This is a genomic window from Cupriavidus sp. Agwp_2 (assembly GCF_040784895.1).
Classification (GTDB): domain Bacteria; phylum Pseudomonadota; class Gammaproteobacteria; order Burkholderiales; family Burkholderiaceae; genus Cupriavidus.
In genome coordinates this window covers 1857022-1881650 of record NZ_CP088083.1, presented here as the reverse complement: position 1 = coordinate 1881650, position 24629 = coordinate 1857022, and the positions used below count along the sequence as shown (strand labels likewise).

Genomic DNA, 24629 nt, shown 5'->3' with positions numbered 1-24629 from the left:
CGGCCGGGAGGGGATATGCCCCGGCCCGGCCGCGCCTGCCTCTATGGTGTCTTACTTGCCCTTGCCTTGTGCGAACAGGGCATCGAGCTTCTGCTCGAAGTCATGGTAGCCGATGCTCTCGTAGAGCTCCGAGCGGGTCTGCATGGTATCGACCACGTTCTTCTGCGTGCCGTCGCGGCGGATGGCCGCGTAGACATTCTCGGCGGCCTTGTTCATGGCGCGGAAGGCCGACAGCGGGTACAGCACCATCGACACGCCGGCACCGCCCAGTTCTTCGGTGGTGAACAGCGGCGTGGCGCCGAACTCGGTGATGTTGGCCAGCACCGGCACCTTCACCGCGTCAACGAACTTGCGATACATGGCGAGGTCGGTCATGGCTTCCGGGAAGATGGCGTCGGCGCCGGCTTCCGCGCACGCCACGGCGCGCTCGATGGCGCTGTCCAGGCCTTCCACGGCCAGCGCGTCGGTGCGGGCCATGATGACGAAGTTCTCGTCGGTACGGGCGTCGACGGCGGCCTTGATGCGGTCGACCATTTCACCCTGGGTGACGATTTCCTTGTTGGGACGGTGGCCGCAGCGCTTGGCGCCGACCTGGTCCTCGATATGCATGGCCGCGGCGCCGAACTTGATCAGCGACTTGGTGGTGCGGGCCACGTTGAACGCCGAAGCGCCGAAGCCGGTGTCGACGTCCACCAGCAGCGGCGTGTCGCACACGTCGGTGATGCGGCGGACGTCGGTCAGGACGTCGTCCAGGCTGGAGATGCCCAGATCGGGCAGGCCCAGCGAGCCGGCCGCGACACCGCCGCCGGACAGGTAGATGGCCCGGTAGCCGGCACGCTTGGCCAGCAGGGCGTGGTTGGCGTTGATGGTGCCGACCACCTGAAGCGGTTGCTCATCGGCAAGCGCCTGGCGGAAACGGGCGCCAGCGGAGCGCGCGAGGTCGGAAGCAGAGTAGGTCATGGCGTTTGCGGCGTTTGCGTTGAGGTGAACAAGACGGAGCCATAAGCGCAAGGCCCGTGCCAGCCCTTGCGCGAGCGTCGACGAAATCCCGGAAAACCTTGTCAGGACTGGGCTGGCGGGCAGCAGGGTAATTCACGCCAAGGCCAGATGTCATCATTTCAGCACATTTGCATTTCACATTCGCAAAGCGTGAATTCAAAGTTGAAATCGGGCCTGGCATGACGGACAATGTGCCAGCACTGTACGCCTGTTCCGACAGGGTTTCACCCGCTCCCCACGCCGCACCGCACCATGAGTCCTCCCCCCTCCACGCCTGCCCGTCCGCGCATCTGGGCCATCGGTATCAGCCGCCTTGCGCGTGCCTTTGCCGACCTGATTCCGTCCTATGCCGCGCGCGCGGAATTCCGCATCGTCGGCAAGGGCTTCGAGGCCGCGGCCAGCGCGGTATCGCGTGAAGTGCGCGAAGGCCGGCTCGACGTGGTGGTCGCCGGCGGCTCCAATGGCGCCTACCTGCGGCAGCACGTGGACGTGCCGGTCGTATTGGTCAAGGTGACTGGCTTCGACGTCATGAGCGCACTCGCCACCGCGCGCCGCATCTCGCCCAAGGTGGCGCTGGTCACGCATGCCTCCACTTATGCCGAGGTCGATGAATTCGTGCGCGCGTTCTCGCTGGCGATCCCGGCCTATACCTACCTGACCGAGGACGATGCCGTGGCCCGGGTCAAGGCGCTCAAGCAGGAAGGCATCCAGGTCGTGGTCGGCCCCGGGCTGGTCACGGACCTGGCCGACCGCTACGGGCTGACCGGCGTGTTCCTGTATTCGGGCAATTCGGTGCGCATGGCGCTGGAAGACGCGATCGAGGCCGCACGGCTGCGCCGCATTGAATCCACCCGGCGCGACTATGTCAACACCATCCTGGCGCATTTGAACGAGGGCGTGGCCGCCGTCGACGCGGAAGGGCGGATCCAGTCGTTCAATCCTGCCATGGAGCGATTTCTCGGCACCTCGGTCACGGCCGCGGTGGGCCGCAAGCTGCAGACGCTGGCGCCCAACCTGTCGCTCGAAGGCGTGATGCAAAGCGGCGACAAGGAACTGGAAGCGATCCACAAGCTCGGCGACAAGATGGTCGTGGTCAACCGCATCCCGATCGCCAGCGAAGCCGGCACCCTCGGCGCCGTGCTCACCATCCAGGACGCCAGCGCGATCCAGCGCGTCGACCGCAACCTGCGCTCGCGCAGCCGGGCCCGGCCCGCGGGCGTGCGCTACAGCCTCGACGACCTGGCCGGCACCTCCGAGGTGATGACCGAATTGCGCACGCTGGCGCGGCGCTACGCCGTGGTCGATTCCACCGTGCTGATCGGCGGCGAGAGCGGCACCGGCAAGGAAGTCCTGGCGCAGGGCATGCACGACGCCAGCCCGCGCCGCGCGTTCCCGTTCGTGGCGGTCAACTGCGCCGCGTTTCCGGAAGCGTTGCTGGAGAGCGAGCTGTTCGGCTACGAAGAGGGTGCCTTCACCGGCGCGCGCCGCGGCGGCAAGGCCGGCCTGTTCGAGTCGGCGCACAACGGCACGCTGTTCCTCGATGAAGTGGGTGACATGCCGCCCACGCTGCAGACCCGCCTGCTGCGCGTGCTGCAGGAAAAACAGGTACTGCCGATCGGCGGCCTCGATGCGGTGCCAGTCAACGTGCGCGTGATCGCCGCCACCCACCGCGACCTGACCGCGATGGTGCGCGACGCCAGTTTCCGCCAGGACTTGTACTACCGCCTCAATATCCTGCGCATTGAAATGCCGCCGCTGCGCGAGCGCGCCGAAGACCTGGCCGAACTCGCCGAACTGCTGTATCGCCGCGCGCAGGAACGCCTGGGCACCGAGCGCCCGCAGCGCCTGCCGGCGGTGGCGCGCTCGCGGCTGGCGCGCTATGCGTGGCCGGGCAATATCCGCGAACTGGAAAATGTCACCGAGCGCATCGCGGTGCTGGTGGCCGGCCGCAAGCTGGAACCCGATGCGCTGCTGCGCGAGCTGCAGGCTGCCGTGCCGGAGCTGTTCGGTGGCGACGGTGCCATGGTCATGGCGGAAGCGCCGGCCCAACCCACGGCAGCCGCGGCACGCAACGCGCAGGCCGGCAAGCCCGGCCATTCGCTGGCGCGCGTCAAGCAATCCAGCGAAGTCGAGCATATCCGGCGCGTGCTGGCCGAATGCGGCGGCGACCGGACCGCCGCGTGCCATGTCCTGGGCATCAGCCCGACCACGCTGTGGCGGCGGCTGAAGGCGGCGTAGGGGCTGGTCGTGCCTACACTCCGGGCCCGACGCGCCGGAACGGGATCGGCTGCAAGCCCTTGCCGGCCAGCCACGCCTCGTTGAACAGCCGGCCCATGTACAGGTCGCCGCGATCGCACAGCAGCGTCACGATGGTATGGCCCGGCCCCATCTCGCGCGCCAGCGCGACGGCGGCGCCGACATTGATTCCTGAAGAGCCCCCCAGGAACAGCCCTTCCTCGCGCAGCATCCGGTAGACCATGTCGACGCAGGTCTGGTCGTCGATCCGCACCGCATCGTCGATCGGCGTGTCCTGCAGGTTGGCGGTGACGCGGCTGGAGCCAATGCCCTCGGTGATCGAGCTGCCCTCGGCCTTCACCTCGCGGTGCTTCACGTAGTGGTACAGTCCGCTGCCATGCGGGTCGGCCAGCACGATGCGCACGGCCGGCTTGTGCTCCTTCAGGCAGCGCGCAATCCCCGCCAGCGACCCGCCGGTACCGGTGGAGCAAGTGAAGGCATCGATGCGGCCAGCCGTGGCGTGCCAGATCTCGGGGCCGGTGGTTTCGTAGTGGGCCTGCCGGTTTGCGAGGTTGTCGAACTGGTTCGCCCAGATCGCATTGTCGGTTTCCTCGGCCAGCCTGCCGGCGATCTTCTGGTAGTTGCCCGGATCCGCATAGGGCTTGGCGGGAACCGGCCGCACCTCGGCGCCCAGCATGCGCAGCCGCTCCATCTTCTCCGGCGACTGCGTGTCCGGGATCACCACGATGCAGCGGTAGCCGCGCGCCGCGCACAGGTGCGCCAGCCCGATGCCGGTATTGCCTGCCGTGCCTTCGATCACGGTGCCGCCGGGCTTCAGCAGCCCGCGGCGCTCGGCGTCGCGGATGATGTAGAGCGCGGCGCGGTCCTTGACCGAGCCGCCCGGGTTCAGGAATTCGGCCTTGCCGTAGATATCGCAGCCGGTCTCGGCGCTCAGCCCCGCCAGCCGGATCAGCGGGGTGTGGCCAATGGTGCCGGCAAATCCGTCCCTGACGTCCATGATGCACTCCTGCCGGGCCGCGGCGGCCCTAGATGAGGGTCAATCTGATTGATAGACCGGGGCGGCGGGAATGACAAGCGGGGGAGGCGGCCGGACGGGCGGCGTGGAAGTGGCGTGCCTGACGCCTGACGCCTGGCGCCCTTGGCGCGTAAGGAGGCGGTTGGGACGCAGGAGGCGGCGAGGCGGCGTCAGGCCGCGTTCAGCCAGCGGAAGCTGAAGTCGCCCTCGACGAATTCCTGCCGCGACGCGTGGAAATCGCGCATGTACGGCCGGTTCAGGTGGGATTCCAGCGCGCCTTTCGAGTCCCAGACCATGTAGATCACAAAGACCCGCGCATCCTCGGCGTCCTGCCCGACGTGGTAGTCCAGGCAGCCGGGCTCCTTCAGCCCGCGCGTTTGCAGGGTGGTGAGCTGGGACACCAGCGCCTCGCGGCGATGGGACTTGGCACGGGCGATGCCGACTAGCGTGTACGTTCCGGACATGGTTGAACGGGGGCGACTGGCTGGCGTCTGTGAGCACTGGGCGCGCCATTGTAGCGCCGGCACCGGGCGCGCCTGGAATGCCTGACGGCGCCGTCCGGGCATTTGGCCGCCCCTTGACAAGGCCGGCCGGCCCGGTTCCGGCAGGAAAAACCAGGCCTCAAGTCTGGCGCCAGCATGCCGATAGCCATCTCGACAACGAGAAAACCAACGTCCGGGGGACATCTCATGCTGAGACGGATCGGGTCGGAACAATTGCAGGTCGGGATGTTTGTCGCCAGGCTGGGCGGGCCGTGGATCAACCACCCGTTCTGGCGGGCGAAGTTTCTGGTCAGCCACGAGGACCAGGTCCGGCAGATCCAGTCCGCGGGCGTGCGCGAGGTCTGGATCGATATCCTCAAGGGCCGCAACCTGCCGGCAGCAGCCGTGGCCGAGGCGCAGCCGGCGCCCGTCGAGGAACCCGCGCCGCAGGCGTGGGAGCCTGCGGCCCCGCAGCCAGTCGCTTCGCTCGAAGCCGAGCTCGGCCGCGCGCGCGAGTTGCTCCAGTCCGGCAAGGCCGTGATCGGTTCGATGTTCGCCGACATCCGCATGGGCCGCGCGCTGGAGGTCGAGCGCGCGCTGCCGCTGGTCGATGCCGCCTCGCGCTCGCTGTCGCGCCACGGGCAGGCGCTGCTGGCGCTGGCGCGGCTCAAGGCGCGCGACGACTACAACTACCTGCATGCCTTTGCCGTCTGCGCGCTGATGATCGCCGTCGGGCGCACGCTGAGCCTGCCGGACGATGAGGTGCGGGAACTCGGCCTCGCCGGCCTGGTGCACGACATCGGCAAGCTGACGCTGCCCGAGTCCTTGCAGCACAAGGCCTCCGCGCGCACGCCCGACGAAGAAGAACGCTACCGCCGCCATCCGTCGGCGGGCTACCGCATCCTCAACGAGGCGCGGCTGGTTTCCAACATTCCGCTCGATGTCTGCGTCCACCACCACGAGCGCGTGGACGGGCGCGGCTACCCCTTCGGCCTGGTCGGCCGCGAGCTCAGCATCCACGCCAGGATTGCGGCGATCTGCGATGCCTACGATGCCTTGACTTCAGATCGCCCCGGCCACCAGCAATGGTCGCCGGCGCGCGCCATGGAATACATGGCCGTGCGCGTCGACACGCTGTTTGACCGGCGGGTGTTCAAGGCCTTCACCCGCACCGTCGGCATCTACCCGCTGGGCACCGTGCTGCGGCTGCGTTCCAACCGCCTGGCGGTGGTATGCGGGCAGAACGAAACGGACCCGTTGCGGCCGCTGGTGATGGTGTTCTATTCCGTGCCGCAGTCGCGCCCGGTGCCGACGGAGCTGGTCGACCTGCGGCATAGCGAGGAGACGGTGGTGGCATTCGAGAATGCCGCCGACTGGGGTTATACGGACGAGCACTTGATGGCGATGTACACGACCACCAACGCGTCATAGTGCCGGCGCCGGCTTCAACCACGGCGATGCGCCGAGCTGCGCGTAAAGAAAATCGTTGAACGCACGGACCCGCGCGCTATGGCGAAGATCGGGATGGGTCAGGATCCACAGCGGCGTGCCGAGCGCAGGGTCGGGCGGGGCGAGCCGGACCAGCCTGGCGTCGTGCTCGGCCAGCAGGCACAACAGCATGCCGACACCCATGCCATGCCTGACGGCATCGACCATGGCCACCAGGCTGTCGACGCTCACCAGCCGTTGCGCCGGCGGCACGTGCTCGGCCACCCAGCGAGCCTGCGCGAGATGCGCAAGCGCGTGGTCCGGGACCACCCAGTCGTGGTCGGCCCAGGCCGGCGCTGTGGTTCCACGGGCCGGGTTCTTGCCAGTCCGCGCCAGGTAATCGTGCGATGCGTATGGCGCCGTTTCCAGCGTCCCGACCAGTCGCCCCACCAGGTATTCCGGCGGCGCGCTGGCCGGCCGTATCGCCACATCCGCCTCGCGCCGGCTCAGGCTCAGGAAACTGTTGTTGACCACAATCTGCAACTGGATCCGCGGATGCATCGCGCGAAATTCGGCGAACAGCGGCATCAGCAGTCCGGTCAGCAGCGTGTCGGTGGTGGTGACCCGCAGCGGTCCGCTCAGCTGGCTGTCCAGGCCAGACAACTGCCGTTGCGCGGTATTGATCTGTTCGCCCACGCCGGCAAGCCGCTGTGACAGCGCTTCGCCCGCTGCCGTAAGGGCGTAGCCTGTCGGATGGCGCTCGAAGAGCAGGGTACCCAGCACCTCTTCCAGCCGGGCGAGCCGGCGCAGCACGGTGGAGTGGTTGACGTGCAGCGTCCGCGCGGCGCCCGCCAGTGAGCCGGACTGGCTGACGGCAAGGAAGTGCTTCAGGTCATCCCAGTCTGCGTCCTGCATGTTTGCATAGCCCCTTTGCAAAAATTGCCAGTTTCCGTGCTGATTCGCACAGCCTACATTGGCCTGGCAAGCCCGGCAATGGTGGTCGGGGCGCAAACCAGAAAAGGAAGAAGCAATGGCGTGGATGCTGCTGGTGCTGGCGGGGCTGATCGAGATCGTGATGGCGCTTGCGCTGAAATACACGGATGGCTGGACGCGGCCGGGGCCGACGGTGCTGGGGATCGGGGCCGCATTGGCCAGCATCTTCCTGCTCAGTGCGGCCTTGCGGCACCTGCCAGTCGGGACGGCGTACGCGGTATGGACCGGGATCGGGGCGATCGGCGTCACCGTGATCGGGATCCTGTTCCTTGGGGAGAGCGCGGCACCGATGCGGCTGGCGCTGATCGCGCTGATTTTTGTCGGGATCGGAGGGCTGAAGCTGCTGCCTGCCTGAGCGAGGGAAGGGCCAACACACACGAGTCAGAGATCGCAGTTTTACGAGAGGGGCGTGCACGTTTTGTACACTATCTGGCCGAATCACTGGCTTGACGTCGCCCCCTTATGAGTTTCGATGCCCTGCTGGAGCTGTTCCAGCAACGTATTCCGGCCCATCCCTGGGCGCAGATCACGCTGTACGTGGTGGTGCTGGTGCTGATCGCCGCGCTCGCGCAATGGCTGTTCGGCCATGTGATGTCGCGCATCGCCCATCGCGTGCTGACGGTCTGGGGCAAGGCGCCCTGGAGCAAGGCGCTGACGCGCCATCGCGCGTACCGGCGCTTCGGCTACGCGGTGGGCTTCGCCGTGATCACCGCCGGCATCGGCGAGGTGCCGCACATGGGCCGCTACGCGCTGCTGGTGGAGCGCCTGGCCCATTCCAGCCTGTGGATCTGCTTCTTCCTGATGCTGGGCGGGGTGCTGGGCGCGTGGCAGGATGTTTATGCCAGCAGCCGGCGCGCGCAGACGCGCTCGATCAAGGGCTATATCCAGGTGGGGCGGCTCGGGCTGGGGCTGGTGTGCGCGGTGCTGGTGCTGTCGATCCTGATCAACCGCTCGCCGCTGTGGATGCTGTCGGGCCTGGGCGCGTTGTCGGCGGTGCTGCTGCTGGTGTTCAAGGACACGCTGCTGTCGCTGGTGGCCAGCACGCAGCTGACCTCGAACGACATGCTGCGCATCGGCGACTGGATCGAGATGCCGCAATGCAATGCCGATGGCTACGTCAAGGACATCGCGCTGCATACGGTCAAGGTGCAGAACTGGGATAACACCGTGACCACGGTGCCGACCTACAAGCTGTTCTCGGAGAGCTACCGCAATTACCGGCAGATGTTCGAGTCAGGCGCGCGGCGGATCAAGCGCACGTTGCGCATCGACGCCAGCAGCGTGCGCTTCCTGGAAGACGACGAGGTGCATGCGCTGATGCGCTACCAGTTGCTGCACAACTACCTGGCGGAGAAGCAGGCCAAGGTCGACGAGGCCAACCGGCTGCTGATCGCCGCGGGCAATGATCCGGTGAACCGGCGGCGGCTGACCAATATCGGCACCTTCCGCGCGTATGGCATTGCCTACCTGAAGGCGCATCCCGAGATCCACCACGACCTGCTGCTCAACGTGCGCATGATGGAGCCCGATTCGCAGGGCATCCCGGTGGAGATCTATTGCTTTACCGCGCTGACCGCGTGGATGGACTACGAGCGCATCCAGGGCGATGTGTTCGACCACCTGCTGGCGATCCTGCCCGAACTGGGCCTGCGGCTGTACCAGGCCCCGTCCGGAGCCGACCTCAGCGGCGTGCGCATGGCGCCGGTGCTGGCCGCTGCGCAGGCCGCCGCGCAGGTTGCCGCACCGCACCCGCCCGGCCACGCCACGGCGGGCAGCCACGTACTCTGAGGCCTTCCGCTCCTTCCGGTATCAGCCCACCGCGCGCGGACGCACGCGGCTGGCGGCTTCCTTGGCGCGGGTGCGGGCGGTGTCGACGTCCTCCGCATAGGCCAGCGCCACGCCCATGCGGCGCTTGGTGAAGCTCTCGGGCTTGCCGAACAGCCGCACCTCGGTCTGCGGCACGCTCAGCGCCTGGTCGACACCGTCGAACACCACGCCCTGCGCGTCCACGCCGCCGTAGATCACCGCGCTGGCGCCGGGGCTGCGCAGCGAGGTGTCGACCGGCAGGCCGAGGATGGCGCGCGCATGCAGCTCGAATTCGTTCTGGTGCTGCGTGGCCATGGTCACCATGCCAGTGTCGTGCGGGCGCGGGCTGACTTCGCTGAACCAGACCTGCTCGCCCTTGACGAACAGTTCCACGCCGAAGAGGCCCATGCCGCCCAGGTCGGCGGTGACGGCCTGCGCGATCTGCTGGGCCTGCTGCAGCGCGGCCGGGTGCATCGGCTGCGGCTGCCAGCTTTCGACATAGTCGCCGCTCACCTGCACGTGGCCGATCGGCGCGCAGAACTGCGTCTCGACCTGGCCGCTGGCGCCCATGGCGCGCACGGTCAGCAGCGTGATCTCGTAGTCGAAGTCGATAAAGCCTTCCACGATGATGCGGCCGTGGCTGACGCGGCCGCCGGCCATGGCGTAGTCCCAGGCGGCCTGCACGCCTTCGGGGCCGTCGATCTTGCTCTGGCCCTTGCCAGAGCTGCTCATCACCGGCTTGACCACGCACGGATAGCCGATGCCGCCGTCGATGGCGGCCTGCAGTTCGTCGAGGGAGTCGCAGAACTTGTACGGGCTGGTGGGCAGGCCGAGCGACTCGGCGGCCAGGCGGCGGATGCCTTCGCGGTCCATGGTCAGGCGCGCGGCGCGGGCGGTGGGAATCACGCGCACGGTGCCGGCGGCTTCCAGGGTTTCCAGCATGGGAGTGGCGATGGCTTCGATCTCTGGCACCACCAGGTGGGGCTTCTCGGCCTCGATCAGTGCCTTGAGCTGTTCAGGGTCGCTCATGGCGATGGTGCGCGCGTGGTGAGCCACCTGCTGGCCCGGCGCGTTGTCATAGCGGTCGACGGCGATGGTCTCAACGCCCAGGCGCTGCAGCGCGATCAGCACTTCCTTGCCCAACTCGCCGGAGCCGAGCAGCATCACTTTGGTAGCAGAGGGGGAAAGGGGCGTTCCGAGGGTGGTCATGGCAGCAAGGCGGCGGGGCGAAGGGTAAAACCGGGATTGTACGTGCTGCCGCCCGCCGTGGCGCCGCCCGGCCTAGTCTTCGGCGTCGCGCGAGCCGGTGTGGCGCCGCGCCGCCTCGTCCTTGCGGTCGGCCGCCTCGGCCTCCTCCGGTGTGGACGCGACCCCATACATGCCGTGGCGCGGCGTGCCCGCCGGCAGGTTGCCAAGATCGGTGGCCTGGTAGGGATGCGGGCCCGGCGGCGGCTGCGAGGTGTCGCTGGACGGATGCGCGCGCCCAGTCAGCTTTTCGTCCTGGGTCACGCTGTGGCCGCCATAGTGGTAGTCGGTCAGCGATCCTTCATGCGCGGGGGCCGAGGGTACCGGCGCGCCGGAGATATCGGTCACGAGGAGCGGGATCGACGGATAGACCTGCTGGGCGCCGGCGATGGCCATGTCGGGCGAATCGAATTCGCCGTCGAGCCGCTCCGGTGCACCGTTGCCTATGCGCATTTCCAGGTGCCAGCGGCCGTTTTCCGGGCCGCACACCAGGATTTCCTGTTCGGTCGAGGTCATGGCGGGCTCCTTGTGCAGGTTCCAGGGGACCGGTGCGGCATACCGCTGTGCCGGCCGTTTGCCTGCCTGACAGGCAAGTTGCATTCCAGCTACCCGGCGCTGGAACGGAACCTGCTGCTCCGCGGGGAATACGCCGTTAACTCCAGAAGAGGTCCGCCATGCCCCCGACCCGACCCCTTACCGTTGTCATCACCGGCGCTTCGAGCGGCATCGGGCTGGCCACCGCGCTGGCCTTCGCGCGCGCCCAGGCGCGCGTGGTGCTGTGCGCGCGCGGCGAGGCGCCGCTGGCACGCGCCGCCGCGGCCTGCCGCGAGCTGGGCGCACGGGCGCTGGCCGTGCCGGGCGATGTCACGCAGCCGGCGGCGATGCACCGGCTGGCCGAGCGCGCGGCGGAGTTCGGCGATGGCGGCATCGATGTCTGGGTCAACAATGCCGGTGTCGGCGCGGTGGGCCTGTTCGACGAGACGCCGGTGGCCGCGCACGAGCAGGTAGTCCGCATCAACCTGCTGGGCTACCTGCACGGCGCGCATGCGGTGCTGCCCTTCTTCAAGGCGGCGCGAAAGGGCGTGCTGGTCAACATCGTGTCGCTGGGGGCGTGGGCACCGTCGCCTTATGGCGTGTCGTATACAGCAAGCAAGTTCGGGCTGCGCGGCTTTTCGGAGGCGTTGCGCGCCGAGCTGGTCGACTATCCGCAGATCCGCATCTGCGACATCTTCCCGGCCACCGCCGACACGCCGGGCATGCGTCACAGTGCCAACTACACCGGGAAGGTACTGCGTCCGCCGCGGCCGCTGGTCGATGCCAGCGCGGTCGCGCGTGCCGTGCTGCGCGCGGTGGCGGCGCCAACCTCGCAAGCGGTGACGGTAGGCGTCGTCGCAAGGCTGGCGCGCGTGGCCAACCTGCTGGCGCCAGGCCTGTTGCAGCAGGCGTACGGACGTATCCTGCATCGGCATTTCAGCGGCGCCCACGAGATACCGGTCTCCGATGGCAACCTGTTCCATGCCTCGCTGGGGCATATGGAGGTCGAGGGTGGCTGGAGTTCGCCGGAACGGATGCGACAGATCCAGATTGCCGGTGCGGCAGTGGCGGCGGGGCTGGTCGGCCTGGCGCTCTGGCATTGGCGCCGTCATGTGCGCTGAGGGCTAGTAGCGCCGGGGCAGATTTACAACAGCGGGCGATTCTTACCTGCCCGCGCCGCGCGCGGCTGCCGGCCGCAAGAAAAAGGCCCGCGCGAACGCGGGCCGCAAAGGCCTGAGGATCCGCTAGAGGACCGCTCGGTATTTATCCTAATTGGCCGGCATTGCCAGCACATCCCCCGTTCGGGGTGAAGACCGCATTGGTACGTGATCCCGCCTCGATACGCCAGCCGCCAATCTGCTTAATACGCCACCAAAAAATCTTCATGGCGCGGCCATGCGCCATGGATGCTCCGATGCCGCTAAATTCAGCCAGAACGGCCAGGCAGCGGGCCTGTATCCATGGAACACAATGACCGAAGCCATGCAAGTTCACGTCTCGTTCGCCGTCGCTACGCCGCACTGATGGCAGGGCCCAGCACACGCACGGCATGCGCCGGCGTCATCGCCGCGATGGTTCTGCCATGGTGCCCGGCGTGCCGACCATCATCACCGAGCCGGCAGTGGGCTACGGCGCGGGCCTGGGGTTGCTGTTCCTGTCGGAGCCGATGCCCGAAGCCGCGGCCAGCGCGCGCGCCAGCGGCAAGGGGCCGGCGCCGCCCAATATCACCGGCGTCGGTGGCGTCTACACGGAGAACGGCACCTGGGGCGCTGGGCTGGCGCATTTCCACACCTGGGACGGCGATCGCTACCGCTACCTGGGCGCGGTGGCCAAGGTCAATGCCAATCTGGATTACTACGGGCTGCAGAACCAGCCGCGCGCCTACCAGCTGCAGGGCTTTTTCCTGGTGCAGCAGTTGCTGGTCCGGCTTGCCGACACGCGCTGGTACATCGGCCCGCGCTACATGTATTTCGATTCTCAAACCAGCTTCAGATTCGGCAATGCCGCCGAGCTGGGCAGCGCGGAGAGCGACCAGCGCATCGGCAAGGCCGGGCTGGTAATCGACTACGACTCGCGCGACAACATCTTCTACCCGAACCGCGGCATCTACGCCGAGCTGGAAGCGCAGTTCGCGCGCAGCGGCTTTGGCAGTACGCAGTCCTTCAACATGTACAACGCGCGCGCGTTCACCTGGCTGCCGCTGGCGCGCACGCTGATCCTGGGGCTGCGGGGCGATACGCGCTTTTCCAGCGGCGACGTGCCGTTCTACGCCCAGCCCTACATCGACCTGCGCGGCGTGCAGAAAGGGCGCTACCAGGACCGCAACGCGGTCATGGCGGAGGTGGAGCTACGCTGGGACGTCACGCCGCGCTGGGCAGTGCTGGGCTTCACCGGCGCGGGCAAGGCATATGGGCGCTGGCATGACTTCTCCGACGCGGCCAACGTGTACAGCGTGGGAGCCGGCTTCCGCTACATGATCGCGCGCAAGCTGGGCCTGTCGATGGGCATCGACGTGGCCCACAGCAAGGGACAGAACGCGTTCTACATCCAGGTCGGCAGCGCCTGGCACTGAAGGCGCGGCATCATTGCGCCGCAGGCTGCAGTGCGATCACGGCCATGCCGGCCAGTGCGATGGCAGCGCCGGCCACATCCCAGCGCGTCAGCGCCAGGCCATCGACGAAGCGCAGCCACAGCAGCGCCACGGCGATGTACATGCCGCCGTAAGCGGCGTAGGTGCGCCCGGCGGCGGCGGGATGCAGCGTCAGCAGCCAGGCGAACAGGCCCAGCGAGACGGCGGCGGGCAGCAGCAACAGCGCGCTCTTGCCCTGGCGCAGCACCAGCCAGGGAAGGTAGCAGCCGACGATTTCGGCCAGCGCGGTCACGGCAAACAGCAGGGCGATGCGGAAGAGATCCAAGGTTGGCAGCAGCGGAAATGAAAAAGGGGTTCCCGGAAGGAACCCCGGATTCTGACACGGCGCGATGCCGTCAGGACGTCGCCATCAGCGGCGGCCGGCGCTGCGTCGCCACCGCGAACGCGATCTGCGCGAGTCCAGCCGCCAGCCCCATTGCCACGCCGGCCTGCCAGGCGACGGTGTACGACCCCAGCGCGTCATAGACCACGCCGCCGCCAAAGGCACCGGTAAAGCTGCCGATCTGGTGGCTGAAGAAGGCCACGCCGCCCAGCATGGCCTGCCAGCGCAGGCCGAAGGTTTCGGCGATCCAGCCCGAGACCAGCGGCGCCACGCCCAGCCACAGGAAGCCCATCACCGCAGCGAACACCAGCGTGCTGCCCGGCGTGGGCGCCGACGAGAAATACCAGGTCAGCGCCAGCGAGCGCACGGTATAGATGCCGCCGAGCAGCATCAGCTTGTTGAAGCGCCCGCCGGCCCAGCCGAAGAAGATGCTGCCAAGCACATTGAAGCCGCCGATCACGCCCAGCGCCTGCGCGCTGAGCATCGGGTCCATGCCGCAGATATCCAGGTACGACGGCAGGTGCGTGGTCAGGAAGACCAGTTGCATGCCGCAGACGAAATACGCCAGCGCCATGACGATGAACGGCGCGTGCCGCAGCGCCGTGCCCAGCGCCTGCCGCGCATTGTTCTGGTCGGCGCCGGAGAACGTAGGCAGCGGCAGCTTGTCCACGCGCCCGGCCATCCACGCCGCCGGCAGCATCACCAGCGCCAGCAGCACGAACGCGGCCAGCCCGGCGCGCCAGCCATAGGTCTGCGTCACCATCTGCCCGATCGGCGCCGCCAGCAGCGCCCCGAGCGAGCCGGCCCCCGACACCAGCCCAAGCACCGTACTGCGCAGCGCTGCAGGCACTGGCCGTGCCGCCACCGCCATGGCCAGCGCGCTGCCGGTGCAGGCCATGGAAGCGCCGATCGCCACGCCTGCGCCGAGTGTGACGCCGATCATCCCTTGCGCGGTCGCCAGCAGCACCAGCCCGGCCACATACGACAGCGACCCAGCCAGCATCAGCGGCCGGAAGCCGATCCGCGTTGCCCACGCGCCCGCAAGCGGCTGCAGCAGGCCCCAGACTAGGTTCTGCACGGCGATGGCCACGGTGAAATCGGAAACCGAGATGCCGATGTCACGCGTCAGCGGCGGCATGAAGATGCCCAGGCTCTGGCGCAGGCCCATGGCGAGACTGAGCATCAGCGAGGCACCGAGCAGGATCGGCAGGGCGGGGCGCAGGCTTTCCAGGCGGGAAGGCGCGTTGGGGGTAGGCACGGTGTTCGTCTCGCGGGATGTCGTTGTCGTTATGTGCCCGCGGCGGCGCCTGGCGTGTTAAGCATGCGCTGAATATACCGCAGGGTAGGCCGAGCCTAAGCCGCAGCCGGCACCGTGTCAATTTGGCTTTGGGCCGGCCCGCCTTCCGCTTTGCCGAAGGCGGGCCGGCGCGGCGCTAGTCCAGGCTGACCCTGGACGCTCGGATCGTCTCGCCCCAGCGCTTGATGTCGCCGTTGACCAGCGCGGCGAAGCGGGGCTGCGGTTCGCCGCCGGGGATGCCGCCCATGTCGCGGAATTTCGCCGCCACGTCGGGATCGCGCATGGCCCGGGACAGCGCATCCTGCAGGATGGCGGCGACTGCGGGCGGTGTTTTCGCGGGCGCGAACACCCCGAGCCAGCCCATCACAACGAAATCCTTCACGCCAGCCTGCTCCATGGTCGGCACGTCCGGCAATGACGGCAGACGCTCGGCACTGGTCACGGCGAGCGCGCGCAGCTTGCCTGCGCGGATATGTGGCAGCGCCTGCGTCAGGTTGTCGAACATGAAGCTGGTTTCACCGGCCAGCACCGAGGTGGTGGCCGGCGTCGAGCCCTTGTACGGCACGTGCAGCACCTCGGTGGCGGTGCGCAGCCGGAACAGCTCGGTGGTCAGGTGCGTGGTCTGGCCGATGCCTGCCGAGGCATACGAATACTTGCCCGGCGATTGCTTGAGCTGGGCCACCAACTCGGCCACGTTGCGCACGGGTGCCTGTGCGTTGACCACCAGCACGTTGGGAAAGGAAATCATGTCGGTCAGCGGCATGAAGTCCTGCGGATGGTAGGCCAGCTGCCTGTAGGCGCTGTAGTTGATGGCATGCGAGCCGGTGTTGCCGACCACCAGCGTGTAGCCGTCAGGCGCGGCGCGCAGCAGGGCCTGCGTGCCGATGATGCCGCCGCTGCCGGGCTTGTTGTCGACCACCACGGGCTGGCCGAGAATGGCCGACAGCTTCTGCGCGACCAGGCGGGTGGGGATGTCGGTGGTGCCGCCGGGCGCGCCGGGGACGATGATGGTGATCGGCTTGTCGGGCCATGCGGGCGCGGCGTGTGCGAACGTCGGCAGCGTGGTGATGGCGGTGACGGCCAGCAGGCTGGCGCAACGGGAATACGATCGGGAAGGCGAAGGGCACAGCGATTGCGGCAGCGTGGTGTTCATGGGTCTCCTCCATGTTGTGATGTCTGTGCTGCGGTGCCATGTGCAAACGGCCGGCTTGCGGCCGGCCGTCCAGGCAAAAAAGCGCGACTACGGCATTACTTGCCGGTCCACACGGGCTTGCGCTTCTCCGCAAATGCCGCGGCGCCTTCGCGCGCATCGGCCGAGGTGAACACCGGCGCCAGCAACGGTCGCTGACGCTCGAACATCTCCTCGTTGCTCCAGTCCGCCGATTCGGCCACGATCTGCTTGCTCACCGCCACCGCCAGTGGGCCGTTGGCGCCGATTTCCCCGGCCAGCGCCAGCGCGCCCTGCAGCGCTTCGCCCGGTTCGGTCAGGCGGTTGATCAGGCCGTAGGCATGGGCCTGCTCGGCACCCAGCATATTGCCGGTCAGCGCGTATTCCATGGCGATGTGGTACGGCACGCGGCGCGGCAGGCGCATCAGGCCGCCGGCACCGGCGACCAGCCCGCGCTTGACTTCGGGCAGGCCGAACCTGGCCGCCTTCGACGAGACGATCAGGTCGCAGGCCAGCGCCAGTTCGAAGCCGCCTGCCAGCGCATAGCCTTCCACCGCGGCGATCAGCACCTTGCGCGGCAGCTTCTCGGTCAGCCCGCCGAAGCCACGGCCGGGCAGACTGGGGCGCTTGCCCTCCAGGAAGCCCTTCAGGTCCATGCCGGAGCAGAAGGTGCCACCGGCGCCGGTCAGGATGGCGACCGCGAGGTCGTCACGGCTCTCCAGCTGGTCGATGGCCGCGGCCAGCGCGGTCGCGGTCTCGAAGTCCATGGCGTTGCGCGCCTGGGGCCGGTTCATGGTGATCAGCAGCGTATTGCCGCGGGTCTCTAGTTGCAGCGTGTCGCTCATGCAGATGTCCTGGTAAAGAAGGCCATTGGGGAGTGCTGGAGGTTGATCGAGGGCGGCTCAGCGCGGGGCCATGCGGATGGCGCCGTCCAGGCGGATGGTCTCGCCGTTGAGCATCGGGTTCTCCAGGATGTGCAGCGCAGTCGAGGCGTACTCGTCCGGCGCGCCCAGGCGGGCCGGGTGCGGCACCATGGCGCCCAGCGAGGTGCGCACGTTCTCCGGCAGCCTGGCCAGCAGCGGCGTGTCGAACAGGCCCGGGGCGATGGTGCACACGCGGATGGCGCGCTGCGCCAGGTCGCGCGCGGCCACCAGCGTCATGCCGACGATGCCGGCCTTGGCCGAGCTGTACGGGATCTGGCCGATCTGGCCTTCGTAGGCGGCCACCGAGGCGGTCAGCACGCAGGCGCCGCGCTCGCCGTCGACCATTTCATTCTTTGCCATGCGCGCGGCACCCAGGCGCAGCGCGTTGAAGGTGCCGATCAGGTTGATGCGCACCACCGACTCGTACTTCTCCAGCGAGCCCGGCGAGCCGTCCTTCTCGACCACGCGCACCGGCGCGCCCAGCCCGGCGCAGTGGATCAGCGCGCGCAGCGGGGCGATGGCCTCGGCGGCGTCGTAGACGGCGTTCATCTGGTCGGTGTCGGTGACGTCGGCCTTGACGAAGCGGACCTTGCCGCCGAACTCGTCCACCACGGCGTTGCCGCGTTCTTCATTCAGGTCGGCGATGACCACGCCGACGCCGCGCTCCACCAGGCGGCGCGTGCAGGCCAGGCCCAGGCCGGAAGCACCGCCGGTGACGACGGCGGACATGTTTTCGAGTTTCATGGGTGTCTCCTAGAAGAAAAGATTCGCTGCGTTCCCGCGTTGGCGGGAACGGCAGGGTTGTTTGCAGGCGTCTTACAGGCGCTCGATGATGGTGGCGTTGGCCATGCCGCCGGCCTCGCACATCGACTGCAGGCCGTAGCGCTGGCCGCTGTCTTCCAGCGCATGCAGCATGGTGGTCATCAGGCGCACGCCCGACGCACCCAGCGGGTGGCCCAGCGCGATCGCGCCGCCCCGCGGGTTCAGGCGCGCCGGATCGGCGCCCAGCGCCTTCTGCCAGGCCAGCGGCACGCAGGCGAAGGCTTCGTTGATTTCGTAGTGGTCGATCTGGTCCAGCTGCAGACCGCTCTTCTTGATGGCGCGCTGGCTGGCCGCGATCGGGGCGGTCAGCATCATCACCGGATCGTCGCCGCAGACATCGAAGGCGACAAAGCGCGCGCGGGGCTTCAGGCCCAGGCGTTGCGCCATGGATTCGCTCATCAGCAGCATGGCCGAGGCGCCGTCACTGATCTGCGAGGCGTTGCCGGCGGTGACATTCCAGCCGATCTGCGGGAACCGCCCGCTCAGCTCATCGTTGCGGAACGAGGCCTGCAGCGTGCCCAGCTTTTCCACCGAGGTGCCGGGGCGGATCGTTTCGTCATGCTCCACCACGCCATTGGGCGTGCTGATCGGCAGGATCTCGCGGCGGAAGGCACCGCTTTCGCGCGCAGCGGCGGCCAGTTCGTGCGAACGGGCCGAGTAGCTGTCCATGTCCTGGCGCGACAGTTCGTACCTGGCCGCCACCAGTTCGGCCGCCACGCCCTGCGACACCAGCCCCGGCGCGTAGCGCGCTTCCATCGACGGGCCGTACGGGTTCTGGCCGATGCGGGCCGAGCCCATCGGCACGCGGCTCATCGACTCGATGCCGCAGGCGATGACGATGTCATAGGCACCGGCCATGATGCCCTGTGCGGCAAAGTGCACGGCCTGCTGGCTCGAGCCGCACTTGCGGTCGATGGTGGTGGCGGGCACATGGTCAGGGAAGCCGGCGGCCAGCCAGGCCACGCGGCCCGGGCCGGCGGACTGCTCGCCGGCCTGCGTCACGCAACCGGTGATGACGTCGTCGACCAGGCCGGGGTCGAGCTTGTTGCGTTCGACCAGGCCCTTGAGCACCTGCGCCAGCAGCTCGGTGGCATGCAGCTCGGTAAAGGCCGATCCCGGCTTGGAGCGGCCCATCGGGCTGCGAATGGCGTCGACGATGACGGCTTGTTGCATGGGGTGTCTCCTGATGCAGAGCGGTTGCAAGTCGTGGATGAATCGTTGATTCGGGATATTGAGACGTCAGTTTCAAAAAGTGATCGTCCAATACGATGAATTGGGATTCTCGCGTTGGAATTTCACTCTGTAAACTCAAAATCCCACGTTTGACTTCGGAATCAACGAAGGGCAACATCCGGGTTTTGAGACGCTGGTATCAAAAAAATCCAGACGAAGGCCCTTGTATGACGAATTCAGCACACCCCTCCCTGACCCCGCCGCCTGCCGATGCCGACGGCGAGGCGCGCCTGGTCAGCGCGCTGGCCCGGGGCGTTTCGATCCTCAACTGCTTCTCGCCGACGGTGCAGGAGCTGAGCAGCCGCGAGCTGATGGAGCGCACCGGGCTGGCCAAACCGACGCTGTTCCGCTTGCTCGACACCTTGTGCGAGGTGGGCCTGCTGCACTATTCGGAGCGCCTGTCGCGCTATGTGCCGGGGATCGGGCTGGTGAACCTGGCGGCGCCGGCACTGGCGCGGATGACGGTGCGCCAGCTGGCGCGGCCGGCCATGCAGGAACTGGCCGACCATATCGCCGGGCAGGTCGAGCTGATCGTCGGCAACGGCAACGCGCTGACCTATGTCGAAATCGCCCAGGGCGTGGGCAGCCATGTGTTCCGGCCCGAGGTCGGCACCCGGGTATCGATCTCCCGCACGGGGTCCGGCCGCGGCTACCTGCTGCGGATGCCGGAGGCCGAGCGCGAGGCCTGGCTCGCCCAACTGCGCGCGGCCGACCCGACGCGCGCCGACTGGCTGCAGCAGCGCCTGGCCGACGCCACGCGCGACCTGCAGGAGCACGGCTTCTGCCGTGGCCATCGCGACCTGCATCGCGAGGTCGAATCGGTTGCCGTGCCGATGCGCGCGCGGCGCGACGGCGAAGCGTGGATCTTTGCCGCGTCGGTGCCGGTGTTCAGCCCGCAGAGCAAGCAGATCGAAGAAGACATCGGCCCGCGGCTGGTCAGCCTGGTGCGCAACGTGGAAGGCGCACTGGGGGTGTCCGGCTGACGCCGCCGGGGGGCCTGCCTGGTCGAGTGACGTACCTTGCCCCACCAGCAGGCTGGCGGCTATCCTGAGTCACAAACAGGACGTCGGGAACACGCCAGGAACAGCTTTCTTGGGGGTAGGCCAATGCAACAGATCCGCCTGGCGGCAATCGTCGCCGTGCTGGTACTTGTCGCCGGCGTGGTGTCGCGCTCGCTGGCGCATGCGTCGACCGAAGCAGTGCCGGTCTGGCTTGGCAGCGGCGTCACGTTTGCCGCGCTGCTGGTGTGCGCGCGCTGGTCGTGGCCGGCGGTGCTGGCCGGCGCGGGGCTGGCGCTGGCAGGGTGGGGCATGGCCACCCACGGCCTGCCGCTGCGCGGTGCCGTGGCGTTCGGCCTGATCGAGGTCATCAGCCTGGGCACCGCCGGCTGGATTGCCACCTACGGCCGCCGCGACCCGCAAAGCCCGCCGGGCGCCACCCTGCTGATCGCGGGCGCCCTGGTCGGCGCGGCACTGGGCGCATCGCTGGCGGTCGAACTCTGGCGCTGGCAGCGGCCGGGACTGGACCTGCCGGTCGAATGGCGCGCCTGGGCCTTCTCCACCGCTGCCGGGCTGCTGCTGGTGGGGCCGCTGGCGGTGGCGTTCCGCGGCTTCCGCGTGCGGCGCTCGGGCGGCATGCCGATGCAGCAGTTCGCCGCCGGCGGGCTGGCCTTCGTGATCTTTATCGTGGCGGTGCTGGCGGTGTTCTCGGACAACGCCGCGCAGCGCTTCGGCGGCCTAGCGCCGACGCTGGCCTATGTGCCGATGCCGCTGCTGCTGGCCACCGCGCTGCTGTGGGGGCCGCGTGGCGGCGCGGTTGCCACGCTGCTGGGCTGCCTGCTGATCATCCACCGCACCGCGGCCGGCGCCGGCCCGTTCAACGTCATCGAAGGTTTTCCGGGCGAGGCCGTGGTCGAGGTGCAAGGCTTTGTCATTGTCTGGGCGCTGGTGATGCTGCTCGGCCGCGCCTTGTCGGAGGGCCGCCGCACCGCGCTGGAGGAAGCGCGGGCCTGGCGCCTGCGCTATGCGCGCACGCTGCAGGCGGTGGGCGTGGCCAGCGTCGAGTATGACGCGGTCACCGGCCGCGCTACATGGAGCGAGGGCGCGGCGGAACTGCTCGGCGACACGATCCGCGACGTCAACAGCGTCGACGAATGGCTGGACCATATCGATGCCGCCGACCGCGGGCTGGTGCAGGCCACCTGGTCCGCCGTGGCGCGCGGCGATGCGCCCGACAGCGTGCAGGAATACGCCGTGACGCTGCCGGGCAGCGGCCGCCTGCGGGTGCACGAGCGGCTGGCCGGCATCCGCGGTGCCGATGGCCAGGTCGAGCAGGTCGCCGCGCTGCTGCGCCGCGCTGGCGCGGAGCCGGCGCATGTCTGAGCCCGGCGTGTTCCTGATCCACGGCCTGGGCGGCACGCAATATGACCTGGGCTCGATGCACAAGCGCCTCAAGCGCGCCGGCTTCGTCACGCACTCGCTGACGCTGCCGGGGCACGGCACGCGGCCCGAAGACCTGTGCGGCGTGCGCGCCGAGGATTGGCTCGAGGCAGTGCGCGTCAAGTACCGCGAGATCATCGACCAGCATGAAACGCTGCACGTGATGGGCATGTGCATGGGGGCACTGCTCGCCGTGGAGACGGTCAAGCGCGAGCAGCACGCCAAGGGCCGGCTGGTCGCGCTGGCGCCGCCGGTCTATATCGACGGCTGGGCCACGCCGTGGTATCGCGGCCTGCGCCCGCTGCTGTACCAGATTCCAGGCGTTCCCAACCGGATGAAGGTGGAAGAGGAAGAGCCGTTCGGCATCAAGAACGAGCAGCTGCGCGAGATCGTCAAGGCCAAGTTCGCGCGCGGCGAGAACTTCCACTACCAGTGGGTGCCGCTGGCCTGCATCCGCGAGGTCGACCGGCTGCGCGCCTTCGTGCGCAAGGGACTGCAGCGCATTGCCTGTCCCACGCTGGTGGTCCACGCGCGGCTGGACGAACTGACCAGCCTGCGCTCGGCCAACTACCTGGTCGAGCAGATCGGGCAGGGCAAGCGTGCCGGGCAGGCGCGCATGGTGGTGCTGGAAGACAGCTACCACATGGTCTGCGTCGACAATGACCGCGAGCTGGTGGCGCGCAACGTGCTGGAGTTCTTCGAGGCCAGTGTCGGCACTTCGCTCGGCATGGCGGGTGCGGAGCGCGATGACGCGCGCATGACGCCGGAGCAGATGGCCGAGTTGCTGGCGGCGGCGCGCGCGGACCTGGAGCAGGGCGATCTGGCCGCGCTCTATGCGCGCGGCAAGGGCGATTTTGCGTGGTTCCAGCCGGGGGCCAACCGGACCAGCGGAGTCTATCGAGGCGACCGCGGCCTCGCGCGGATGCGGGCGTGGGCGGATGTGGGGCTGTCGTTCGCTGCGTTCGGCGCGCCGGTGCTCAATACCGGCATGGCGGTGGTGCCGGCGACCTTGCGCAGTGGCACGCTGGCTTCGCAGGGGGTGCTGGCGTTTGCACTGCGCGAGGGCAGGCTGCTGGAGGGACGGTGGTTCCCGGACGAGGTGGCGCTGGAAGACGCGCACTTCGGCGGCACGCCGGCGGTGCAGGGGCCAGGCCCCGCCGAAAAGGCCTTCGAGGCCGCGGCGGCGTTATCGAAGACGCTGCGCCAGGCGCCCGACAACGACACCTTGCTGTCGCTCTATGCGCTCTACAAGCAAGGCAGCGTTGGCGATGTCAGCGGCGACCGTCCGGGCATGATGGACATGGTCGGGCGCGCCAAGTTCGACGCCTGGGCCGCGCGGCGCGGCCTGCCGCGCGATCAGGCCATGCGTGACTACGTGGCGCTGGTCAACCAGCTCAAGGCGGCGGAAACCCAATCCGCCTGAAGCCGGCTGCTCATGCGCTCGATCCGCTCGATCCGCTCGATCCGCTTGGTCAGTTGCCGCTGAACACCGGCGTGCGCTTGTCCAGGAATGCCTGCACCGCCTCGCGATGGTCGGCGGTCTGGTGCGACAGCGCCTGGAAGCCGGCGGACAGTTCCAGCAGCGTGTCGAGGCGGGTGTGAATGGCTTCGCGCATCAGCCGCTTGGCCAGGCGCACCGCGTGCGGCGGGTTGGCGGCGATGCGACCGGCCAGCTCGTACGCGGTCGGCAGCAGCGCCTCGGGGGCCACCACGCGCGAGACCAGGTTCCATTCCAGCGCGGTCTTCGCATCGATCGCCTGGCCGGTAAAGGTCATCTCGGCGGCGCGCGACAGCCCGATCACGCGCGGCAGCAGCCATGCGCCGCCGTCGCCGGGGATGATGCCCAGCTTGACGAACGATTCGGCAAACTGCGCGCGCTCGGAGGCGATGCGGATATCGCACATGCAGGTCAGGTCCAGCCCCGCGCCCATGGCCGCGCCGTTGACGGCGGCAATGACCGGCACTTCCAGGTTGAACAGTGCCAGCGGCAGCCGCTGGATGCCGCAGCGGTAGTCCTGCCGGATCTCCATGCCCGGCACCTGGCCCGAAGCCTGGCGTTCCATGTCCTTGATATTGCCGCCGGAGGAGAACGCCGTGCCGGCGCCGGTGATGACCACGGCGCGCACGCTGCGGTCTGCATGGATGCGCTCGATCGCGGCCAGGAACTCCGCCACCGCGGTATTGCCGGTCAGCGGGTTGCGGCGCTCGGGCTCGTTCATCGTCAGCGTGACGATGTGGCCGTCCTGTTCGTAGAGGAGGAAGTCGCTCATGGTGGGTGTCTCCGGGTGCATCGGGTTCAGTTGCTGGCGCCAAGGCTAAGGCAGCCGGGCCGGCCGCGTCCAATATTCATTTGTTGGCGGGCGATAGCGGGCATATATCGTTTGCCGCGCGCCACCATGTTGCCGCGATGCATGCGCTGGCGCGTGTGTATTCAGTATGTTATGCAGGACCATGAATTTTTTCGTGCATCCCCTAACAGGCCATGCATGACTTGCGCAATACCCCCAGAATCCGGAAAGTAGGGGGCACGCCTGCCCGCTGTATCGTTAAGCCTGGACTTTGCCCATGACAGTCGTCGTACTCGCGATGGACGGATCGCCCGACAGCGTTGCCGCCGCCCGCCGCCTGGCCAGCCGCCCGCTGCTGGCCGAGCCTTTGTCCGTGCATGTTGCCCATGTCTCGCCGGTGCTCGGCAGCCCCGGCCTGTCCCGGTCCGCGCTCGACGCCGAGAACCGCAGCCAGGCCGACAGCGCCTTTGCCGCCGCCGAAGCCGTGCTGCCCGGCATGCCGCTGGTGCGGCACTGGCTGCATGGCGATCCCGCGGCCGAGCTGGCGCAGCTGGCGGACACGCTGGATGCCGATGCCATCGTGCTCGGCGCCAAGGGACGCGGCCCTTTCGTGTCGGCGCTGCTGGGATCGGTGGTGTCCGCGGTACTGGCGCAAGCCACGGTGCCGGTGATCGTCGTCAATCCGCGCGCCGCGCAGGCGCGTGCGCCTGCCCAGGCCTGAGGCGGCGCC

General features: G+C 68.3%; 24 protein-coding genes. 10 read left to right on the top strand and 14 right to left on the bottom strand.

The window, feature by feature from the left end; all coding sequences use genetic code 11:
* Nucleotides 1-51: 51 nt before the first annotated feature.
* Nucleotides 52-960 (bottom strand): methylisocitrate lyase, encoded by a 909-nt coding sequence (prpB, locus tag LPA45_RS08685; RefSeq protein ID WP_317920907.1) that lies wholly within the window; start codon nucleotides 958-960, stop codon nucleotides 52-54.
* A gap of 291 nt (nucleotides 961-1251) precedes the next feature.
* On the opposite strand from prpB, the gene prpR reads away from it, so the two are divergent.
* Complete coding sequence (prpR, locus tag LPA45_RS08680; protein WP_317920908.1) at nucleotides 1252-3237, top strand: propionate catabolism operon regulatory protein PrpR; 1986 nt, start codon at nucleotides 1252-1254, stop codon at nucleotides 3235-3237.
* Between the two features lie 13 nt (nucleotides 3238-3250).
* Here prpR and LPA45_RS08675 read toward each other — a convergent pair whose 3' ends face one another.
* Both LPA45_RS08675 and LPA45_RS08670 read right to left on the bottom strand, forming a co-directional pair.
* Nucleotides 3251-4252 carry a cysteine synthase A gene (locus LPA45_RS08675; RefSeq protein WP_317920910.1) on the bottom strand — a complete coding sequence of 334 codons (1002 nt, stop codon included), beginning with the start codon at nucleotides 4250-4252 and terminating at the stop codon, nucleotides 3251-3253.
* Nucleotides 4253-4440: 188 nt separating this feature from the next.
* The gene (locus LPA45_RS08670) at nucleotides 4441-4734 is read right to left on the bottom strand and encodes a putative quinol monooxygenase (RefSeq protein WP_029045932.1); all 294 of its coding nucleotides are present in this window, start codon (nucleotides 4732-4734) and stop codon (nucleotides 4441-4443) included.
* Nucleotides 4735-4959: 225 nt separating this feature from the next.
* Between LPA45_RS08670 and LPA45_RS08665 the strand changes: the two genes are divergently transcribed.
* Nucleotides 4960-6183, top strand: coding sequence for an HD-GYP domain-containing protein (locus tag LPA45_RS08665; protein WP_317920914.1), 1224 nt, complete (start codon nucleotides 4960-4962; stop codon nucleotides 6181-6183).
* On the opposite strand, the gene LPA45_RS08660 is transcribed toward LPA45_RS08665, so the two are convergent.
* Nucleotides 6178-7095, bottom strand: a complete 918-nt coding sequence (locus tag LPA45_RS08660; RefSeq protein ID WP_317920916.1) for a LysR family transcriptional regulator — start codon at nucleotides 7093-7095, stop codon at nucleotides 6178-6180. The genes LPA45_RS08665 and LPA45_RS08660 overlap by 6 nt on opposite strands.
* A gap of 115 nt (nucleotides 7096-7210) precedes the next feature.
* Here LPA45_RS08660 and LPA45_RS08655 point away from each other — a divergent pair, with 115 nt between their 5' ends.
* Nucleotides 7211-7528, top strand: coding sequence for a multidrug efflux SMR transporter (locus LPA45_RS08655; RefSeq protein ID WP_029045934.1), 318 nt, complete (start codon nucleotides 7211-7213; stop codon nucleotides 7526-7528).
* Between the two features lie 107 nt (nucleotides 7529-7635).
* A complete protein-coding gene (locus tag LPA45_RS08650; protein ID WP_116320715.1) occupies nucleotides 7636-8961 on the top strand; it encodes a mechanosensitive ion channel family protein in 1326 nt (441 codons plus the stop codon).
* A gap of 21 nt (nucleotides 8962-8982) precedes the next feature.
* Here the strand turns inward: LPA45_RS08650 and purT are convergent, their stop codons facing one another.
* Entirely contained in the window at nucleotides 8983-10188 is a 1206-nt protein-coding gene (purT, locus tag LPA45_RS08645) for a formate-dependent phosphoribosylglycinamide formyltransferase (protein WP_116320716.1), read from the bottom strand.
* Nucleotides 10189-10260: 72 nt separating this feature from the next.
* The gene (locus tag LPA45_RS08640; RefSeq protein WP_317920918.1) at nucleotides 10261-10740 is read right to left on the bottom strand and encodes a hypothetical protein; all 480 of its coding nucleotides are present in this window, start codon (nucleotides 10738-10740) and stop codon (nucleotides 10261-10263) included.
* A gap of 158 nt (nucleotides 10741-10898) precedes the next feature.
* Here LPA45_RS08640 and LPA45_RS08635 point away from each other — a divergent pair, with 158 nt between their 5' ends.
* A complete protein-coding gene (locus LPA45_RS08635) occupies nucleotides 10899-11879 on the top strand; it encodes an SDR family oxidoreductase (protein WP_317920920.1) in 981 nt (326 codons plus the stop codon).
* Between the two features lie 142 nt (nucleotides 11880-12021).
* On the opposite strand, the gene LPA45_RS08630 is transcribed toward LPA45_RS08635, so the two are convergent.
* Nucleotides 12022-12252: a hypothetical protein gene (locus LPA45_RS08630; RefSeq protein WP_147316219.1), complete on the bottom strand. Its 231-nt coding sequence runs from the start codon at nucleotides 12250-12252 to the stop codon at nucleotides 12022-12024.
* A gap of 55 nt (nucleotides 12253-12307) precedes the next feature.
* Between LPA45_RS08630 and LPA45_RS08625 the strand changes: the two genes are divergently transcribed.
* Nucleotides 12308-13330, top strand: a complete 1023-nt coding sequence (locus LPA45_RS08625; protein ID WP_317920923.1) for a BamA/TamA family outer membrane protein — start codon at nucleotides 12308-12310, stop codon at nucleotides 13328-13330.
* A gap of 10 nt (nucleotides 13331-13340) precedes the next feature.
* On the opposite strand, the gene LPA45_RS08620 is transcribed toward LPA45_RS08625, so the two are convergent.
* From LPA45_RS08620 to LPA45_RS08595, 6 genes are all read right to left on the bottom strand, one after another.
* Nucleotides 13341-13673, bottom strand: a complete 333-nt coding sequence (locus LPA45_RS08620; RefSeq protein WP_317920924.1) for a YnfA family protein — start codon at nucleotides 13671-13673, stop codon at nucleotides 13341-13343.
* Nucleotides 13674-13743: 70 nt separating this feature from the next.
* Nucleotides 13744-14988 (bottom strand): MFS transporter, encoded by a 1245-nt coding sequence (locus LPA45_RS08615; RefSeq protein ID WP_116320720.1) that lies wholly within the window; start codon nucleotides 14986-14988, stop codon nucleotides 13744-13746.
* 175 nt (nucleotides 14989-15163) lie between these two features.
* The gene (locus LPA45_RS08610) at nucleotides 15164-16180 is read right to left on the bottom strand and encodes a tripartite tricarboxylate transporter substrate binding protein (protein WP_317920925.1); all 1017 of its coding nucleotides are present in this window, start codon (nucleotides 16178-16180) and stop codon (nucleotides 15164-15166) included.
* Nucleotides 16181-16275: 95 nt separating this feature from the next.
* The gene (locus LPA45_RS08605; RefSeq protein ID WP_317920926.1) at nucleotides 16276-17040 is read right to left on the bottom strand and encodes a crotonase/enoyl-CoA hydratase family protein; all 765 of its coding nucleotides are present in this window, start codon (nucleotides 17038-17040) and stop codon (nucleotides 16276-16278) included.
* Nucleotides 17041-17097: 57 nt separating this feature from the next.
* A complete protein-coding gene (locus LPA45_RS08600; protein WP_116320723.1) occupies nucleotides 17098-17862 on the bottom strand; it encodes an SDR family NAD(P)-dependent oxidoreductase in 765 nt (254 codons plus the stop codon).
* A gap of 72 nt (nucleotides 17863-17934) precedes the next feature.
* On the bottom strand, nucleotides 17935-19113 hold the full coding sequence (locus LPA45_RS08595; RefSeq protein ID WP_116320724.1) for a thiolase family protein: 1179 nt from the start codon (nucleotides 19111-19113) through the stop codon (nucleotides 17935-17937).
* 227 nt (nucleotides 19114-19340) lie between these two features.
* Between LPA45_RS08595 and LPA45_RS08590 the strand changes: the two genes are divergently transcribed.
* The 3 genes from LPA45_RS08590 (at nucleotide 19341) to LPA45_RS08580 (ending at nucleotide 23034) form a co-directional block, all read left to right on the top strand.
* The gene (locus tag LPA45_RS08590; RefSeq protein ID WP_367394997.1) at nucleotides 19341-20156 is read left to right on the top strand and encodes an IclR family transcriptional regulator; all 816 of its coding nucleotides are present in this window, start codon (nucleotides 19341-19343) and stop codon (nucleotides 20154-20156) included.
* A gap of 123 nt (nucleotides 20157-20279) precedes the next feature.
* Nucleotides 20280-21554 carry an MASE1 domain-containing protein gene (locus LPA45_RS08585; RefSeq protein ID WP_116320726.1) on the top strand — a complete coding sequence of 425 codons (1275 nt, stop codon included), beginning with the start codon at nucleotides 20280-20282 and terminating at the stop codon, nucleotides 21552-21554.
* A complete protein-coding gene (locus LPA45_RS08580) occupies nucleotides 21547-23034 on the top strand; it encodes an acyl-CoA-binding protein (protein ID WP_317920927.1) in 1488 nt (495 codons plus the stop codon). Before LPA45_RS08585 ends, LPA45_RS08580 begins: the two co-directional genes overlap by 8 nt.
* Before the next feature lie 49 nt (nucleotides 23035-23083).
* Here the strand turns inward: LPA45_RS08580 and LPA45_RS08575 are convergent, their stop codons facing one another.
* Nucleotides 23084-23881, bottom strand: coding sequence for a crotonase/enoyl-CoA hydratase family protein (locus LPA45_RS08575; RefSeq protein WP_116320728.1), 798 nt, complete (start codon nucleotides 23879-23881; stop codon nucleotides 23084-23086).
* A gap of 295 nt (nucleotides 23882-24176) precedes the next feature.
* On the opposite strand from LPA45_RS08575, the gene LPA45_RS08570 reads away from it, so the two are divergent.
* Nucleotides 24177-24620, top strand: a complete 444-nt coding sequence (locus LPA45_RS08570) for a universal stress protein (RefSeq protein WP_116320729.1) — start codon at nucleotides 24177-24179, stop codon at nucleotides 24618-24620.
* Nucleotides 24621-24629 lie beyond the last annotated feature (9 nt).

Excerpts from the sequence above, each read along its gene's own strand:
- LPA45_RS08675 (WP_317920910.1), bottom strand. The coding sequence starts at position 4,252 with ATGGACGTCAGGGACGGATTTGCCGGCACCATTGGCCACACCCCGCTG.
- LPA45_RS08635 (WP_317920920.1), top strand. The coding sequence starts at position 10,899 with ATGCCCCCGACCCGACCCCTTACCGTTGTCATCACCGGCGCTTCGAGC.
- LPA45_RS08625 (WP_317920923.1), top strand. The coding sequence starts at position 12,308 with ATGCGCCGGCGTCATCGCCGCGATGGTTCTGCCATGGTGCCCGGCGTG.
- LPA45_RS08575 (WP_116320728.1), bottom strand. The coding sequence starts at position 23,881 with ATGAGCGACTTCCTCCTCTACGAACAGGACGGCCACATCGTCACGCTG.
- LPA45_RS08670 (WP_029045932.1), bottom strand. The coding sequence starts at position 4,734 with ATGTCCGGAACGTACACGCTAGTCGGCATCGCCCGTGCCAAGTCCCAT.
- LPA45_RS08570 (WP_116320729.1), top strand. The coding sequence starts at position 24,177 with ATGACAGTCGTCGTACTCGCGATGGACGGATCGCCCGACAGCGTTGCC.
- LPA45_RS08580 (WP_317920927.1), top strand. The coding sequence starts at position 21,547 with ATGTCTGAGCCCGGCGTGTTCCTGATCCACGGCCTGGGCGGCACGCAA.
- LPA45_RS08655 (WP_029045934.1), top strand. The coding sequence starts at position 7,211 with ATGGCGTGGATGCTGCTGGTGCTGGCGGGGCTGATCGAGATCGTGATG.
- LPA45_RS08595 (WP_116320724.1), bottom strand. The coding sequence starts at position 19,113 with ATGCAACAAGCCGTCATCGTCGACGCCATTCGCAGCCCGATGGGCCGC.
- LPA45_RS08640 (WP_317920918.1), bottom strand. The coding sequence starts at position 10,740 with ATGACCTCGACCGAACAGGAAATCCTGGTGTGCGGCCCGGAAAACGGC.
- LPA45_RS08610 (WP_317920925.1), bottom strand. The coding sequence starts at position 16,180 with ATGAACACCACGCTGCCGCAATCGCTGTGCCCTTCGCCTTCCCGATCG.
- prpB (WP_317920907.1), bottom strand. The coding sequence starts at position 960 with ATGACCTACTCTGCTTCCGACCTCGCGCGCTCCGCTGGCGCCCGTTTC.
- LPA45_RS08665 (WP_317920914.1), top strand. The coding sequence starts at position 4,960 with ATGCTGAGACGGATCGGGTCGGAACAATTGCAGGTCGGGATGTTTGTC.
- LPA45_RS08600 (WP_116320723.1), bottom strand. The coding sequence starts at position 17,862 with ATGAAACTCGAAAACATGTCCGCCGTCGTCACCGGCGGTGCTTCCGGC.
- LPA45_RS08605 (WP_317920926.1), bottom strand. The coding sequence starts at position 17,040 with ATGAGCGACACGCTGCAACTAGAGACCCGCGGCAATACGCTGCTGATC.
- LPA45_RS08585 (WP_116320726.1), top strand. The coding sequence starts at position 20,280 with ATGCAACAGATCCGCCTGGCGGCAATCGTCGCCGTGCTGGTACTTGTC.
- LPA45_RS08590 (WP_367394997.1), top strand. The coding sequence starts at position 19,341 with ATGACGAATTCAGCACACCCCTCCCTGACCCCGCCGCCTGCCGATGCC.
- purT (WP_116320716.1), bottom strand. The coding sequence starts at position 10,188 with ATGACCACCCTCGGAACGCCCCTTTCCCCCTCTGCTACCAAAGTGATG.
- LPA45_RS08650 (WP_116320715.1), top strand. The coding sequence starts at position 7,636 with ATGAGTTTCGATGCCCTGCTGGAGCTGTTCCAGCAACGTATTCCGGCC.
- LPA45_RS08660 (WP_317920916.1), bottom strand. The coding sequence starts at position 7,095 with ATGCAGGACGCAGACTGGGATGACCTGAAGCACTTCCTTGCCGTCAGC.
- prpR (WP_317920908.1), top strand. The coding sequence starts at position 1,252 with ATGAGTCCTCCCCCCTCCACGCCTGCCCGTCCGCGCATCTGGGCCATC.